Annotated in this window: 11 protein-coding genes; 7 read left to right on the forward strand and 4 right to left on the reverse strand. The window is 56.2% G+C overall.

Annotated elements, in window-relative coordinates:
* Window positions 1-40 precede the first annotated feature (40 nt).
* Window positions 41-934: a carbohydrate ABC transporter permease gene (locus ABVF61_RS11730; RefSeq protein WP_353993743.1), complete on the reverse strand. Its 894-nt coding sequence runs from the start codon at window positions 932-934 to the stop codon at window positions 41-43.
* Window positions 935-1,066: 132 nt separating this feature from the next.
* Window positions 1,067-2,299, reverse strand: a complete 1,233-nt coding sequence (locus ABVF61_RS11735) for an ABC transporter substrate-binding protein (protein ID WP_353993744.1) — start codon at window positions 2,297-2,299, stop codon at window positions 1,067-1,069.
* Between the two features lie 182 nt (window positions 2,300-2,481).
* Here ABVF61_RS11735 and ABVF61_RS11740 point away from each other — a divergent pair, with 182 nt between their 5' ends.
* The 3 genes from ABVF61_RS11740 to ABVF61_RS11750 all read left to right on the forward strand — a co-directional run bounded on the left by ABVF61_RS11740 (window position 2,482) and on the right by ABVF61_RS11750 (window position 7,619).
* Complete coding sequence (locus ABVF61_RS11740) at window positions 2,482-3,516, forward strand: LacI family DNA-binding transcriptional regulator (RefSeq protein WP_353993745.1); 1,035 nt, start codon at window positions 2,482-2,484, stop codon at window positions 3,514-3,516.
* Window positions 3,517-3,911: 395 nt separating this feature from the next.
* The gene (locus ABVF61_RS11745; RefSeq protein WP_353993746.1) at window positions 3,912-4,715 is read left to right on the forward strand and encodes a PstS family phosphate ABC transporter substrate-binding protein; all 804 of its coding nucleotides are present in this window, start codon (window positions 3,912-3,914) and stop codon (window positions 4,713-4,715) included.
* Between the two features lie 12 nt (window positions 4,716-4,727).
* Window positions 4,728-7,619, forward strand: a complete 2,892-nt coding sequence (locus tag ABVF61_RS11750; RefSeq protein WP_353993747.1) for a bifunctional diguanylate cyclase/phosphodiesterase — start codon at window positions 4,728-4,730, stop codon at window positions 7,617-7,619.
* 31 nt (window positions 7,620-7,650) lie between these two features.
* Here ABVF61_RS11750 and ABVF61_RS11755 read toward each other — a convergent pair whose 3' ends face one another.
* Both ABVF61_RS11755 and ABVF61_RS11760 read right to left on the reverse strand, forming a co-directional pair.
* Window positions 7,651-8,667: a 2Fe-2S iron-sulfur cluster-binding protein gene (locus tag ABVF61_RS11755; protein ID WP_353993748.1), complete on the reverse strand. Its 1,017-nt coding sequence runs from the start codon at window positions 8,665-8,667 to the stop codon at window positions 7,651-7,653.
* Window positions 8,668-8,697: 30 nt separating this feature from the next.
* On the reverse strand, window positions 8,698-10,485 hold the full coding sequence (locus ABVF61_RS11760; protein ID WP_353993749.1) for an ethylbenzene dehydrogenase-related protein: 1,788 nt from the start codon (window positions 10,483-10,485) through the stop codon (window positions 8,698-8,700).
* A gap of 643 nt (window positions 10,486-11,128) precedes the next feature.
* Between ABVF61_RS11760 and ABVF61_RS11765 the strand changes: the two genes are divergently transcribed.
* Genes ABVF61_RS11765 through ABVF61_RS11780 form a run of 4 tightly spaced genes read left to right on the forward strand, consistent with a single transcriptional unit; the run spans window position 11,129 to window position 15,358 of the window.
* A complete protein-coding gene (locus ABVF61_RS11765) occupies window positions 11,129-12,499 on the forward strand; it encodes a V-type ATP synthase subunit B (protein WP_353993750.1) in 1,371 nt (456 codons plus the stop codon).
* Window positions 12,499-13,122 (forward strand): V-type ATP synthase subunit D, encoded by a 624-nt coding sequence (locus tag ABVF61_RS11770; protein ID WP_353993751.1) that lies wholly within the window; start codon window positions 12,499-12,501, stop codon window positions 13,120-13,122. The genes ABVF61_RS11765 and ABVF61_RS11770 overlap by 1 nt, the downstream gene beginning before the upstream one ends.
* Entirely contained in the window at window positions 13,119-14,912 is a 1,794-nt protein-coding gene (locus tag ABVF61_RS11775; RefSeq protein ID WP_353993752.1) for a V-type ATP synthase subunit I, read from the forward strand. Before ABVF61_RS11770 ends, ABVF61_RS11775 begins: the two co-directional genes overlap by 4 nt.
* On the forward strand, window positions 14,909-15,358 hold the full coding sequence (locus ABVF61_RS11780; protein WP_299483593.1) for an ATP synthase subunit C: 450 nt from the start codon (window positions 14,909-14,911) through the stop codon (window positions 15,356-15,358). The genes ABVF61_RS11775 and ABVF61_RS11780 overlap by 4 nt, the downstream gene beginning before the upstream one ends.
* Window positions 15,359-15,363 lie beyond the last annotated feature (5 nt).

The raw sequence follows: 15,363 nt of genomic DNA on the forward strand, positions 1-15,363 counted from the left end.
GGCGGGCGCGAGCTCTACTTGAGCGGAGGTTTTGGTCACGTTACCCACGGCGCTTCCCTCCAAATTCGAGATAGGCCCACGGCACAACGATGATGACCACCGTGAGCAGCATCATGGTCGAAGCGGCAAAGCCCTGCCCGAGGTTTTGTGAGAGAAACATTGCGTCGTAGACGTATTTGGCGGGCACTTCGGAGGAGATGCCGGGACCGCCGCCCGTTTGAGCAACGACCAGGTCATAAACCTTGATGATGCCGGATGCGATCAGGACGATGGCGGTAATGAAGATACCCCGCATCATCGGAATGACGATGAAGATGTAGGTCTTCCACATCGGGATGCCGTCGATCTTTGCGGCCTTCCAGATATCCTCGTCGATGCCGCGCAAACCCGCCAGCATGAGGCACATGATAAGGCCCGTCCCCTGCCAAAGACCGGCAATGAGTATGCCGTAGATGACAATTTCGGGATTATAAAGCGGATCGAACGCAAAACTCTCCCAGCCGAGACTGCGCACGACCTCCTGCACGCCGAAGTCCGGATTGAGGATCCATTGCCAGGCAAGACCGGTCACGATGAAACTCAGCGCAAACGGATAAAGCAGGATCGTCCGGAACGTGTCTTCAAAGCGGATCTTCTGGTCGAGCAGTGCTGCAAGCATGAAGCCGATGAGGAGCGAAAAGATCAGCGAAAACGCACCGTAGATCGCCAGGTTCTCAATGGATATCAACCATTTGCTGCTGCTCCAGAGACGCTCGTACTGCGCAAAGCCGACAAATTTCTCTCTGGGAAGCAGCTTGGAATTCGTGAAGGAATAAACCACTGTCCAGGCCGTTCCGCCGATGAAGACGACGACAGCGGTTGTGATCATCGGCAGCGCCGCCACTTTGGCGCTTAGATTCTTGTGCCACCTAGATGGGCCTGTTGCTGCGGCCATGTCCTAGAGCCTTTTTGAATAAGTATCGGCATGCACCCGGAAGTCCCTGCGCGCATTTCTGCGCGCAGGGCTGGAGGACGCCGCCCGGACGTAAGTTGACGACGACGGTCCGGGCGGCGGAGGGTGACGGGATCAGTCCGCGCTGCTGATGATCGACGCTAATTGCTTCTGTGCGTCTTCGGCGGACATTTCCGGATTGTTGAAGAACTCGACAAACAGGTCGTTGACCTGCGTCAGGCTGTCGGCGGACATGAGCTGGTCGGGGCCTTGAATGATGTCACCTTTGGCCAGGATATCGAGGCCTTTGCGCATGCAGTCATTCGCCGCTGAAAGGTCCACGTCTCCGCGCACGGGAAGAGATCCTTTTTTCAGGTTGAAGGCGACCTGCGTCGCCGGAGCCATCATGACCTTGGCAAGTTCACCCTGTGCCGCCGTGATCGCTTCGTCATCCACTTTCGGGAAGTAGAACGCATCACCGCCTGTCTGGATCACTTCGTTCACGCCGAGGCCCGGCAGACAGGTATAGTCCTTGCCGGCCACCTGCTCGGCGACTTGGAATTCACCCTGCGCCCAGTCACCCATGATCTGGCCGCCGGCCTTGCCGGTGATGACCAGGTTCGTGGCATCGTTCCAGGCCTGAACATTGGAATCCTTCGCCAGATCCCGGGCCGTTGCGGCCGCTTCAAAGACCTTGGCCATTTCTGGCCCACCAGCGATATCAGCATCCTTTTCGCCGAAAACTTTCGTGTAGGTTTCCGGGCCTGCCAGGGCAGTCAGGAGCGTTTGGAACGCAAGCGTTGTCTGCCAAGGCTGCTGGCCCATTGCCAGCGGCACGATGCCGGCTTCCTGAAGCTTAGGTGCAGCGGCGACAAATTCGTCCCAGTTGGTGGGAACAGCCAGGCCGTTGTCCTCAAACGCGGCGTTGTTCAGCCAGAGCCATTGCGGCGAGTGAATATTGACCGGCACGCAGTAGATTTTGCCGTCCAGCGTGCAGCTGTCGAGCAAGGAGGGCGGGAACACCAGTTCCTTCCAGTTACCTTCTTCTGCAATATCGGTGAGATCGCGCATGAGGCCGGCTTCGACCAGTTCTTCTGCCTGACGGCCGTGATTGAATTGCGTGGCGCCCATCGGGTCTCCGCCCGTGATACGGCTGATCATGATCGGACGTGCTGTGCCACCCGAACCTGCGATAGCGCCGTCAACCCACTTGTTGCCCGTTGCGTCGAATGCCTTTGCGAACTCAGCAACAGCAGCCGCTTCGCCACCCGATGTCCACCAATGGGTAACCTCGAGATCGGTTGCGTTTGCGGCCGTTGCAGCGCAAAGAGCCGTGGATGCAGCAAAAACTACGCGTAATGACTTCATGTTATCCTCCCATCGAACACCGCGTGTTCGATTGTCCTCTGAATGTGGCTTTCGCCTCACTTTGTAATCGATTACATTTTGTAGTATCATTGATGTAATCGATTACATTTATCATTCTAGGGAAATGGCTCTGTGTCAACCCGGAATGTGGTCAAACGCAAAACAAACTTCCGGAGACGGCATTGGTCCAGAAAAATGCGCGCATTCGAGACGTCGCCCGGGCAGCGGGTGTTTCAACGGCCACTGTCAGCCGCGCACTCAGCAATCCCAACCTTTTGACAGAAGCGACCCGCGAAAGTGTTTTTGCCGCTATCCGCTCCACCGGCTACCGCGTAAACAAGGCGGCCCGAACGCTCAGAACGCGTCAGGCGGGCGCCGTGCTGGTTCTCGTGCCCAACCTGGGAAATCCGTTCTTTTCCAAAATACTTGCAGGCATCAGCGAGCGTTTTGGCGATGAAGACACATCCGTTCTGATCGCAGACACGAAGGATCATGCAACGACCGGCAAGTTCCTTGTCGACTACTTTCTCGATTCTCAGATCGACGGCATGATTTGTCTCGATGGTGGGCTTTCGGAAAAGGAGCTTCATCAATTCCGGGAAAACGGGGTCGCGGACAAGATCGTTTTTGCCTGTGAATGGGTGCACAACGCTCAGCTGCCCTCGGTAAGAAGCGACAACATCCAGGGCGCCAGGCTCGCGGTACAACATCTTTATGAGCTCGGGCACCGAAAAATTGCGCATGTCACGGGGCCTTCTGACAACGTCCTCACACATGCGCGCCGGGAGGGAATGCTGGAAGAGCGTGCCCGGCTCGGTTTGCCGTCGCGCGATGAGTGGATTATCCGAGGCGATTTTTCCCTTGAGTCCGGCCGGTTGGCAGCAACCAGGATCCTCGGCATGAAGCATCGCCCGACAGCGGTTTTCTGCGCTTCGGACCAGGTGGCCTTCGGACTGATGTCCACTTTGACCGCGGGAGGCTTGAGGGTGCCTGAAGATATTTCCGTCGTGGGATTTGACGACATTGAACTGTCGGACTTTTACGTTCCTTCCCTGACCACCATTCGTCAGGACAGGCACGCACTCGGAACAAAGGCGGCTGCTCTGCTGCTGGAATGTATCGATCTGAACAAGAACGCCGAGATAGCAAAAGATAAGCCGGTTTTTGTTGATGTGGAACTTGTTGTTCGCAACAGTTCTGCTGCGCCGGTGGCATGAAAAATTTTGTTAAGCTGAAAACAGCCTCCAGTTGTTCCAACTCCATGGAAAAATCCCAAAAAGAAACGGGAACTGCAAGCCATTGCAATTACTAAGTTGTCGGGCAGATTTTGCCCCGGCTTTAATTGAGTAATTCAACCTTTCTCTAAAAAAATCCAGCGAACCCGGGAAGCCCGTGTGATTTTCGTGATTGCATTTTGCGATCTGGAATAGGAAAAAATTACCTTTGGGAAGATGTCGTGCAAAGTTAAGTTGTAATTGAGTTGTAACAACATACGTATTTATTGCATTCATTAATTCTTACAACATGTTAATTGTAAAAAATATCGGTACTTTAGTTTTTAATTAACTTGGAGATGGCACTTTGATTGTCAAAATAAACATGGGTGGTCGTAATGCGTACCTTTGCATTTGGCTTGGCATTGTCGCTGGGCGTTATTTTCTCTCAAACAGGTTCTGTCTCGGCTGATTCCACACTGAACGTGGTCGGAACAGGCGACGGTCTGGAAATGCTCCGCGAAATCGGAGAGGGTTTCCAGTCCGCTCATCCGGACATCGAACTTTCGATTCCTCCGAGCATCGGTTCCGGTGGTGGGATTGCCGCCGTGAGTTCTGGTGCAGAACGGCTTGGCAGGGTCGCAAGACCCCTGAAGGATAGCGAAGTTGACTTCGGCCTCGTTTACCTGCCGATCGCAAAAATCCCGAGTGCGATCTTTGCGCATCCTTCCACTGGCATCACCTCTATCTCGAGCGAAGATCTGGTAAAACTGTTTACCGGTGAGATCAGCAACTGGTCCGATCTTGGTGGCGCGGACATGCGCGTGAAGCTTGTCCGGCGCGAAGATGCCGACAGCACGCTCCAGGTTCTGCGTTCTTCCATGCCGGGCTGGAAACAGTTGAAGTTCTCGCCCCGGTCGAAAACGGCCGTCACAACCCAAGAAGCAATCAACACGGCAAAGGACGTTGAGGGTGCGATTGCGTTCGGCCCCTATTCAAAGCCTCTCGAAGATGGATTGTCCGTACTCAAAGTCGACGGAAATCACCCGACTGACGCAGGCTATCCAAGTGCAGTCACTTTGGCCCTTATCTACAAGCAGGGGACGATGGACGGTCAGATGGAGGCCTTCATCGATTTCAGCCGGTCGGATGGTGCAAGTGAACTGATCGAGAATTTCGGCGGTGTTCCCGTAAAGCAATAGCACCCTGACCAAATGATACGTCACTCATCCCTTCTCTGGCATTATACATACGGCGCTGTTTTCACAGCGCTGTGTGCCTTTGCAGGTTTGATCGGACTGGTCGCGTATCAGTTGGAAGACAGCATGGCGCGGCAGCAGAGCGAGTTGCTTCAGTTGTCGCAGTCCAGAGTTCTGGAGACGCTGAATGCAGACGTGAAGCTGGCCGGAAAGCGGCTCGAGTTTCTGTTCGAGGACCGTGTCAGGCGGGTGAGTGCAATTGCGGCAGACCCGAATATCACAAAAGCGATCGAGTCACGAAACAATGTCGCTATGTCCGAGTTGCTTGGACCATTCGCCGCGCTGGACGATATCGATGGAATTGTCGTTCTGGACGATCGGGGGCGCATCGTTGGATCTTCCTCCTATGACACGGACATCGTTGCGCTTGGGTCCGAGCTCCCGAAACTTGGGTTTCATGAAGACATCACGCGTTCATTGCGTGACAGCATGCCAGATAAACCTCTGATCTTTAACCGTATTCTGACAAAGGAAGAGTCGCGGGTTTTTGTTCCCGGTAAAAACGTGAACGCCCTTTCACAGGTCATGTTCGTGCCTGTCTTCGATGATTTCGGCTATGTGGTCGGAGGCTTGCTGGCGCAACGCTGGCTGCGGGAGCATGAGCCCATGCTGACCGACCTGGCGGACATCAACTCATTCGGCCTGGTGGTCGTCCACAACAATGAGATCATCTCCAGAGCCAGTTTCAGTGGATCCATCAAAGACATCGAGGCTTCTGCCGATGCGCGCCATATCACCGCTGGAGGCCGTCACGTGATCAAATGCGGGATGCCGATTGCTCCCATGTCGATATGCGCGCTCCTGCCGATTGAACAGCTCACGGAAACGCAGAGCGAGCTTACAAGGATCGGTACAGAAGAAGAATCCAAATTGCTGAAGCGGCTGTTTCTCTTCGGCTTGCTTGCCCTTGCCGCTTTTGCAGCCGTTGCTTTTCTGCTTTCACGGCAGATCACGCGTCCCTTGACAAAGATCACAAGAGTTCTGTCGGGCATTGCTGCCGGCGATTTCGAAAACCGGGTCGTGGGCACGGAGCGTCTCGATGAAGTTGGCGACATCGCCAGATCCGTCGTGTCGCTGCAAAGGTCGGTCAAGGAACGCGACGCCCTCCGGGTAAGGGTGCACGAAAAGAACACTATCTTAAGGTCCCAGGAAGCGAAGCTGCGGGAGCAAAATGTTCTGTTTGATGCCGCCTTGAACAACATGTCCCACGGACTTTGCATGTTCGACTCGAGGGGCAGGCTCATCGTTTCCAACCAGCGGTACGCCGAGTTGTTCGAACTCAGCGAAGAGACGATACGCCCCGGCATGTCCTCGGCCGACATTGCGGACGTGCTCGATGTCGAACTGGTGGAAACCGATGTACCGGTCACCAAAGAGACCAACCTGCCTTTCGCACGGACGAAAGGCGGTCAGCAAAGCACTGAAATGGTCAGGATCCGTTCGGGCAGGATCGTTCTGACGACCCGTCAGCCGCTTTGTGATGGCGGTTGGGTTGCGATCTCCGAGGACATCACCGAACGGCAGGAAGCGCGCGACCGCCTTGCATTCCTTGCGCGGCACGACATGCTGACCCAGTTGCCCAATCGGATAGAGTTCCGGGATCAGCTGGAAGCTCTGCTGAAGCGGCAGAAATCGCAGGGCGGCGAATTTGGCATTTTGTGCCTTGATCTCGACGAGTTCAAAACGGTCAACGACTCCCTTGGTCATCCGATCGGCGACGAACTGTTGCGCCAGGTCGCCGAGCGGCTGAAGGACCTGATCAGCGAGAGAGAACTGGTCGTCCGCTTGGGTGGCGACGAGTTCGCGATCCTGACGGATCTTCCGGTGAGCGTCTATGCGGTCGATGAACTGGCGCAATCGGTTATTTGGGAATTGTCCAAACCTTTCCAGATTGCAGACCACGAAATCGTCATCGGCGTGAGTGTCGGCATCACCCTGTCGCATGGGGCCGATGTCGCCGGCGATGAGCTCTTCAAACAGGCTGACCTTGCGCTCTATCAGGCCAAGGAAGACGGACGCAACACGCATCGGTTCTTTGAGTCCGACATGGGAACCGCGGTCAATGAGCGTCGTGAACTGATCACGGATCTGCGCCACGCAATCGCGAACGACGAACTGGAGCTTTATTTCCAACCGCAGTATTCGCTCGCAAACAACGCAATCACCGGATTTGAAGCGCTTGTACGCTGGAACCACCCCAAGCGTGGCATGGTTCCGCCCATGGAGTTCATCCCGCTTGCTGAGGATACTGGCCTGATCGTTCCACTCGGCGAATGGGTCTTGAACGAGGCCTGCCGCAGGGCCTCTGAATGGCCGGATCATTTGCGGGTTGCCGTCAATCTCTCGCCGCGCCAGCTGCGCGGTCATGGCTTTGGACCGGTCCTCATCGGTGCGCTTTCCAAATCGGACTTCAGGGCGGACCGGCTCGAGCTGGAGGTGACGGAGAGCGTCCTGCTCATAGAATCGGAAGAGATCCTCGATGCCTTGCACCAGGCCAAAACGCTGGGGGTCAAGATATCCATGGACGATTTCGGAACGGGGTACTCATCGCTGAGTTACTTGCGCCGTTTCCCGTTCGACAAAATCAAGATCGATCAGTCATTCGTCCGGTCAATGGCCTATTCGGACGAATCCGTGTCGATCGTCAAGGCTGTGATAGATCTCGCGAAAAACCTCGATATGACAACCACGGCCGAGGGCGTCGAGACTGAACTCCTGCTGGAGATGCTCAAAGACATCGGTTGCACCGACGCGCAAGGGTATTTCCTCGGGCATCCAATGCCGGTGTCCCAATTGGACGAGCTGCTCTTCGATTGTCAGCCGCCACTAACGGCAGCTGCGCAATAGTCTTGGGCCTCTAACGTCCGGCAGTCCGCTCTCACCGCGCTGCGGCAGTCACGAAAGGTGTTTTTGCCTTGCGAATGAGGCTGGTGGCGAGGCTTTTCAATCCCGAAGTCTCTTCAGCTACATAGAATGGATCCGCGTAGAACGTGGCGCCGGCCTGACGCGCAATTTCCCGCGTCGCTTCCACATGTGAAGGCGCTCCGGCCGAATAGATCACATGATCGGATGTCAGCTCGCCGAGAAGTTCACAGGGGCGCGCGGTCATCACCGTATCGTCGTCGCCGTCGCTTGCCGTCAATGTGATAGGGACGCCACGGGTTTGAAGCCAGCGAACGGCATCCCGCATGTAAAGACCATCCCGTGTCCTTGAGCCGACGATAAGTCTGATCGGACGGTCCGGCTGACCCAGGATGGCTGCGACCGCGATTGACCATATGGGAGCAAAGCCGGTTCCGGTCGACGTGAGGACGATGGGCTCGCTCTGCCTGCGCAAAAAACCGTTTCCGAAGGGACCGCGTAGTTTCACGGGGTGACCTATTCCAATGTCAGACCCGAGTTTCGAGGACACAATACTGTTCGGATAGACCTTGATGTGGAAGACGATCACATCCTGCTCAGCATCGAGATTGAGCGGCGTTGTGGGGCTGTAGTCCCGGGCGGGAAACCCGCTGAACGTGGCGCGAAGATACTGTCCAGGCAGCCACGTGACGGGCTTGGCGGTTCGAATGCGGATCTCCAGATAATCGTCTTTGATTTTCCGGATACCCTCCACCGAGCCCTTCAGGGTTTTCACGATTGGAACCGGGTCATAGGAGATTTCCGCGTCCCCCTCGAGCACCGCGAGGCAGCCAAGCACAGTGCTCTTTTCACCCGTGCCGAGCGCGTCGACATGACCGTTGAGCACACGCACTCTGCAGGTTTCGCATTGGCCCGAACAGCAGTCGTGCGGCAAGACCAGTCTTCCGCCAAGCCCCGCATCTATGAGTGTGTCGCCAACATTTGCCTTTATTTTCTTACCGTTGATCGTAACCGTGCAGGTGCTCTTCGACATTGTTTTTGTCCGTGATGGTGCGTTGCATTGTCAATTGATTGTCAGTCGAACGGGACGTGAGTGACGCGTGTGGCGGGTCTGATTGTGGTCGAAGACGGACACCCACACGAAAAGACCATCCTCCATCGGCAGATCCTGATGATTTCCGGTATCCATGTCCCGAACGACTTCAAGCGTCCAATAACCGTCCTGCCACTTCGCACCGCCGTTCAGATCGGCGCGGCTGCCGAGATATTCGCCGGTGATCAGGACGCCTGGAATGACAGTGCCCACAGGAATCTCGCTGTCTTTCTCGGCGGAATAGGGAACGCTCTCATTGTCGAACATCCACCATTGGGAGCCCTCGTCGTCAGTTGCCTCGATAGACATATCGAGGTTCCCCATCAGTCCCGCCGTTTTGATATGGTCCGCAGGAAGGCGAAGGACGTCGACGGTTCCGCCGTAATCCGATCCCGGCTGTTTCTTGTAGTTGTAGACATAGAAGGATTTGCCTTCGTCAGCGCCGTATCCGGCGCTGTAACGCTTGGTTCCGGCAACCTGTGCCTCGCTCGGCTCCAAAGGCGTGCCAAACCACATATCGTCCACCTTGCCCAACATGCCCCCGCGGGCGGCTTTCCATTGCCAGACGTCGATAAGGCTGCCGTCTGTCGTGTAGTGAAGCCCGCGCCCGTGCAGGGAGGGCGGTTTGTCACCCAGAGGTTTCGGGCCCATATGGGTCGAGTCACCGCCGCCAAATGCATCCGTTTTGGAAAATGCGACGGAAAACTTGTCCTCGTAGTACGCGGTCTCGTCGGAAATGTCGGCCCGGTTGTTGAGCATCCGCCAACCGTCTTCGGATTTCACGAGCGGATGGCGTTTCAAGGAGCGGTTGCTGTCGTCCCAACGGAATGCGAAGGCGATCTTGTCGCCGACCTGTGCTGCACGAACCTCAACGATCGACTCTCCCGTGCCGCTCAAACCGGCACCCTGATTGGTCCGCACGAAGACAGGACGTGCATCCTGCCAGGCGGCATCGTCAAGAACGCCGTCCAGTTTGGGAAGAGCAGAGGCCTGAGACACGACCAGATCGTCACGCGTGCCGAAATCCAGCAGGAGAGCACCCGCGATGACAACGGCCCCGAGTGCGGCCGACTTTGCGAGCGGGTACTTTCCCATTCCCGGGAACTGGCGAAGCGGCTGGGGCCGGAACAGCCGGAGCAATTGGGCAAGCCCGCCGTAGAAGTAGTGCAGAACAACGTGCGCAACGATGTAGCCCAGAACAGTGAGCGCTGACACATAGTGAACCGTCACCCAAAGGCCGCCATGCCCAAGATAGAGCAGAACACCGGTTGCAGTCAGAACAAGGACCGCAGCGAACAGGATCCAGTAGGCAATGACATTGACTGCGGCGATGCGCAGCTTGTTGCTTGCTGGCAGTGACAGGACCACGATTTTTTTCGAGGACACGCGTCGTTTCAGCCGAGCGGCGGACATATAGGCTGCGTAGGCGAAAATCAGGGCCAGAACGAATACTGCAGACAGGTAGTGCCAGGTCCAGATTTCACCTTGTGGCAAAATCGGTTCGAAGAGCTTGGCGAACCACGATTCTTCCGCATCCGCTGACAACCTCAGGCCGGTTACCAGGCTGGTGACGATTGCAACCACAAGCGTCCAATGAAGCAGGATCGTTCCAAGATCGCTCCGCACCACCGGTTTCGGCGCTTCTGGCGAACCGGAAGCGGGTCGGGTCTTGTCTGGACGGGAGCTGGATGCAGTACGGTCAGCTGAATTTGGCGGTGGCGTGAGTTCAAGAGAGTGATCAGTCACATGGTCCGTCAAATTGCCCTCCACACGCACCAATAGCAAAAACCAAGAAAGTGTCTAAGTTAGTGCATAAAACTGTTTGGAATTTGAATTGTTAAGTTAACAAAACATCAACGCAGCAAAAAATAAATAGAAAATTGTACAAAATGCCCAGTTAAATGATGGATTGTGGTTAATGAGTGCATTGTTCAATGTAAAAATTTACGTATGGGAAGATATAACCAATAATTGTGGGCATGGTTGTATTTTTTGAAGCTTTTTTTGCTGTTTCAAACTGATTACGGTTACTTCTTACCGTGTTCGAGTGTCTCTGTGGCTGAGTAAAAACTGCTGCCGATTGCAACGCATGGAGGCTCCCGCACCATTCCTGCGTAGCCTGGCTCAGACGCCCCTGGTGACAATACGGATTGGTCATCGCGACGCGACGCCGCTCAAATGATGAAAGGGTCGTGGCAAAAATGATCCAGGTCATACGCGCGTTATCATTCGTCCATTAACTTCGATCCGGTTGAGAGGGGTGACCTCTGGTGCTTCATGCACTGGTTGTGTCTGGTCGAAAAACCCGCTTAAGATAGCACCGGATACGTCAGGCGCGCGCGGTCTGCCGGTTTCGCCCGGTGTATTGGAAAAAGGCTCGGTTTCATTCCAAGGGGCAAAAATGCTCGTCTCCCATACCCGCATTGTCGATATTGTCGGTGATATCATTCGGATCCAGGTCTCTGCGTCGAAATCGGAGTCTGAAGGTCGGCCCTGCCTCGGGGACCTTGCGGTGGTCGAGGCAGGAGACGGCGGCACTTCGCTGGCGCAGGTCATCAATATCGACAAGGACATGGTCTCCCTTCAGGTCAACTCAGGGACCAAGGGACTTGCAAACAATGCCGCCGTTCGTTTCCTGGGTGAGCCTGCAAAAGTAACTTATTCAGACAATATCCTGGGGCGGGTCTTTGACGGTGCCGGACACCCGATCGATCAGGGGCCGGATCTGTCGAGTGATCCGACCGTTCCGATCGGCGGACCGTCTGCCAATCCAATGAAACGGGTTTTGGCATCGCGGATGATCCGCACCGACGTGCCGATGATCGACATTTTCAATTGCCTCGTGGAGAGCCAGAAAATCCCGATCTTCTCGGTCTCGGGTGAACCCTACAACCCGTTTCTGGCGCGCATCGGTATTCAGGCGGATGCGGACATCGTGGTCTTCGGTGGTCTCGGCCTGATTTTCGACGATTATGCGTTCTTCCGGAAGCAGTTTGAAGACGCAGGTGTATTCCCCCGGACGGTCATGTTCATCAACCAGGCCTCTGATCCGGTCGTCGAGCGGCTGCAAGTCCCCGACATGGCGCTAGCCGTCGCAGAGAGATTCGCGGTTGAAGAAGGAAAGCGGGTCCTGGTTCTTCTCACGGACATGACAGCTTTCGCAGACGCCATGAAGGAAGTGTCCATTGCCATGGAGCGGGTTCCGGCAAACCGCGGCTATCCGGGAGATCTCTATTCGCAGCTCGCACGAAGGTATGAAAAAGCTTGCGACTTCAAGGGCTCGGGGTCGGTAACGATCCTGACGGTCACAACCATGCCCGGGAATGATGTCACCCATCCGGTGCCGGATAACACCGGCTACATAACCGAAGGCCAGTTCTACCTTCACAGCGGGGTCATCGACCCCTTTGGCTCGTTGTCGCGGCTCAAACAGCATGTGATCGGCAAGGTCACCCGGGAGGATCACAACCAGATCATGAACACCATGATCCGGTTCTATTCCGGTGCACGCGATGCCGAGCAGAAGCAGTCTATGGCGTTTGAACTCTCCGATTATGATCGCCAGCTCCTGAAATTCGGCGCGCTGTTCCGCGAGCGTTTCATGGATATCGAAGTGTCCCGGCCGCTCGAAGATGCATTGGACCTTTGCTGGCAGACACTGGCCGAATGTTTCGAGCCTGAGCAGCTTTTGATGAAACAGGGACTGATCGACAAGTATTTTCCGAAGGGCAAAAAACCAGCCTCGAACGATGCTGAAGAGGCTGTTGCCTGATGGCAAAACTGGCACTCAACAAATCGTCGCTTGCAAGGGAAAGCACACAGCTTGCCGAGTACAAACGCTTCTTGCCGTCGCTTGAACTGAAGCGGCTGCAAATCATGGCGGAACGGGCAAAGGCCAAGGAAACGCTCGCACGTCTTGAAAAGGACTATGAGCAGCGCTTCAAGGATCTTGCAGCGACCTTGCCAATGATCGCCAACACGCATGTCCCGCTTGAGGGTTTGGTGAGACTGAAGGCGGCAGTCAGGGGCGAGCAGAACCTCTCCGGAACGATCTTGCCTGTTCTGGAAGATATTGAAGTTGAAACGGAACCCTATTCGCTGCTCGCACGACCGCACTGGGTCGACCCCTACGTAGAAGGGATGCGGGACCTGCTGCGTCTCAATCTGGAACGCGAGGTCGCCCGCGAAAGGATTGCAAAGCTTGTCGAGGCTGAGGCCGTCATCTCGCGGCGGGTCAATTTGTTCGAGAAGGTGCTTATCCCAAGAGCGGCGCAGAACATCAAGAAGATCCGCATGGCGCTGGCAGACGCCGAGCGTGACGCGGTGGTGCGCGCAAAGATTTCCAAGCGGAAGACGGCGGCGCGCGCAGCGGAGGAAAGGATGGCCGACTTATGACCATCGTTCCGCTCGTCAAGGTCAATTTGATCGGCATCCTGGATGACAAGGACAAGGTGCTGGAGGCCGCACAGACATTCGGCTCTCTTCATCTGATACCGCTCAGTTCTGCGCAAAAGGAATTGGAGGCGGTGCCGGAAGGCCTGGGGCGCGAAGCAGTGGAGGCTTTGCGTTGGCTTGTGGAGGGCCCGGTGCAGCGACGGCCTGTGACTGTTTCAGACGACTTCGATCTGGAAGGCGTCGTGTCTCAGGCGCTTCACAATCGCAAGTCATTGAAGGTCTGCCAGGACCGCCTTGTACAGCTGGAGCGCCGGATACGGGATGTCGAACCCTGGGGTGAGTTCAGCTTTTCCGATCTTGCCGAAATCGGCGACAACCGATTGTGGTTTTACGTTGTACCGACAGGAAAAATCGACCTGATCGACCCTGCCGGCAAGGTTATGGAAGTCGTGCACCGAGACAGGTATCGGGCCTATGTGGTCGTGCTGTCGCCTGACGAACCGCCGTCCGATGCCATGCCCGTTCCGCGCGTTCACGTGGGAGCATTGTCGCTTTCGCAACTCCGGCAGCGTCATGAACAAGCCGCGATAGAACTTGAAGACCTTGAACTGGAGCGGCAGTCTCTCACGAAGTGGCGTTACGTTCTGGGACAGAACCTTGCCGCGGCACGAGACCGCTCGGCCCGGCAGCGGGCCGGCCTTGAAACGGCAGACAGTGAACGCGTCTTCGTGTTGCAGGCCTGGGCGCGCCAGGACCAGATTTCCGGGATAGAGGATCTTGCCGGCGGGCTCGGAGTAGCGGTTTTGTTCGAAGAGGTCTCGGACAAGGACAGACCTCCGACGCTTCTTCAGAACATGCCTTCCATGGAAGGTGGCGAAGACCTTGTTGAGTTCTACCAGACGCCCGGTTATCGGGACTGGGACCCGTCGGCGATCGTCTATGTGTCATTCATCATCTTTTTCGGGATGATCATGACCGATGCCGGTTACGGGCTTCTGCTGTTGCTCGTCCTGTTCCTCTTCCGGAAGCGATTTGCCGGTTCTGAGCTCGGAGTCCGCATGCTGCGCATGTCGACCTGGCTGATGATCTCGACAACGGCTTTTGGCGTTGCGACAGGCAGCTACTTTGGCATCGCCCCGCCGCAGGGCAGCTTTCTGGCGCACCTCAAGGTTCTCGATCTGAAAAACGTCGACGCCATGATGAAGATCACGCTGACAATCGGCGTGGTTCATATCGTTCTGGCAAATATCATGCGTGCGCTCAACGCGAAGACACCGAGCGCCCGGTTTCAGCCGTTCGGCTGGTGCATGGTCGCTCTTGGCGGGCTTGCGACGTTTCTGGGCCAGGGTACGCTTTTTGCGACCAGCGGACCGGTGTCGGTCGTTGGGGGATTGCTTCTAGTTGGCTTTTTCGGCAGCGACCGGCAAGTTGATTCCGTCTCGTCCGGCGGGCTGCGTGTGTTCGACGGCCTGGCGGCGCTCGCGCGCATCGTCAACATCTTCTCCGACGTTTTAAGCTACATGCGCCTGTTTGCCCTGGGGCTTGCAGCTGCTTCTCTGGCGGAGACCATCAACTCGCTGTCCGGACAGCTAAACCACGCGGTTCCGGGGATCGGCATTCTGATTGCGATCCTCGTGCTTGCCATTGGCCATGCGATCAACATAGGGCTCGGTCTGATCGCCGGCTGTGTTCATGGACTGCGTCTGAATGTCATTGAGTTTTTCAATTGGGGTTTGAAGGACGAAGGCAAGCCTTTCCGTCCGTTCAAGAAAGAGGAGACACGCCTGTGAACGAATTCGTTGTGGCTCTCGGCTGGTTCGGGCTGTACGCGCCGGTTGCCCTCGGGGCGATCGGCAGTGCCTGGGGGTGCGCGCTTGGCGGCAGCGCCGCCATTGGCGCCATGTTGGACAGTGACGGCGGTTACGGCCGTTTCATCGGCGTATCGCTCATGCCCTCTTCTCAGGTGATCTACGGCATCGTGATCATGTTCTCGCTGCAGCAATCAAGTGTGGATGCGGCGAACGGGGCGGCGCTCTTCGGCATAGGCGTTCTGTCCGGATTCACGATGCTTGTCACCGGGATCCGCCAGGGCGAAGTGCTTGCGTCGGCGATCCATGCGTCCAAGGCAAAGCCTGAGATTTTCGGGATCTCGCTCGCCCCGGCGGCAGTGCTTGAGGGGTTTTCGGTTTTCGCCCTTGTCTTTGCGCTGGTGCTGGCCGGCTCTATCCCGAGCTAGGAGAC

The sequence above is a fragment of the Roseibium sp. HPY-6 genome, from assembly GCF_040530035.1.
GTDB lineage: Bacteria > Pseudomonadota > Alphaproteobacteria > Rhizobiales > Stappiaceae > Roseibium.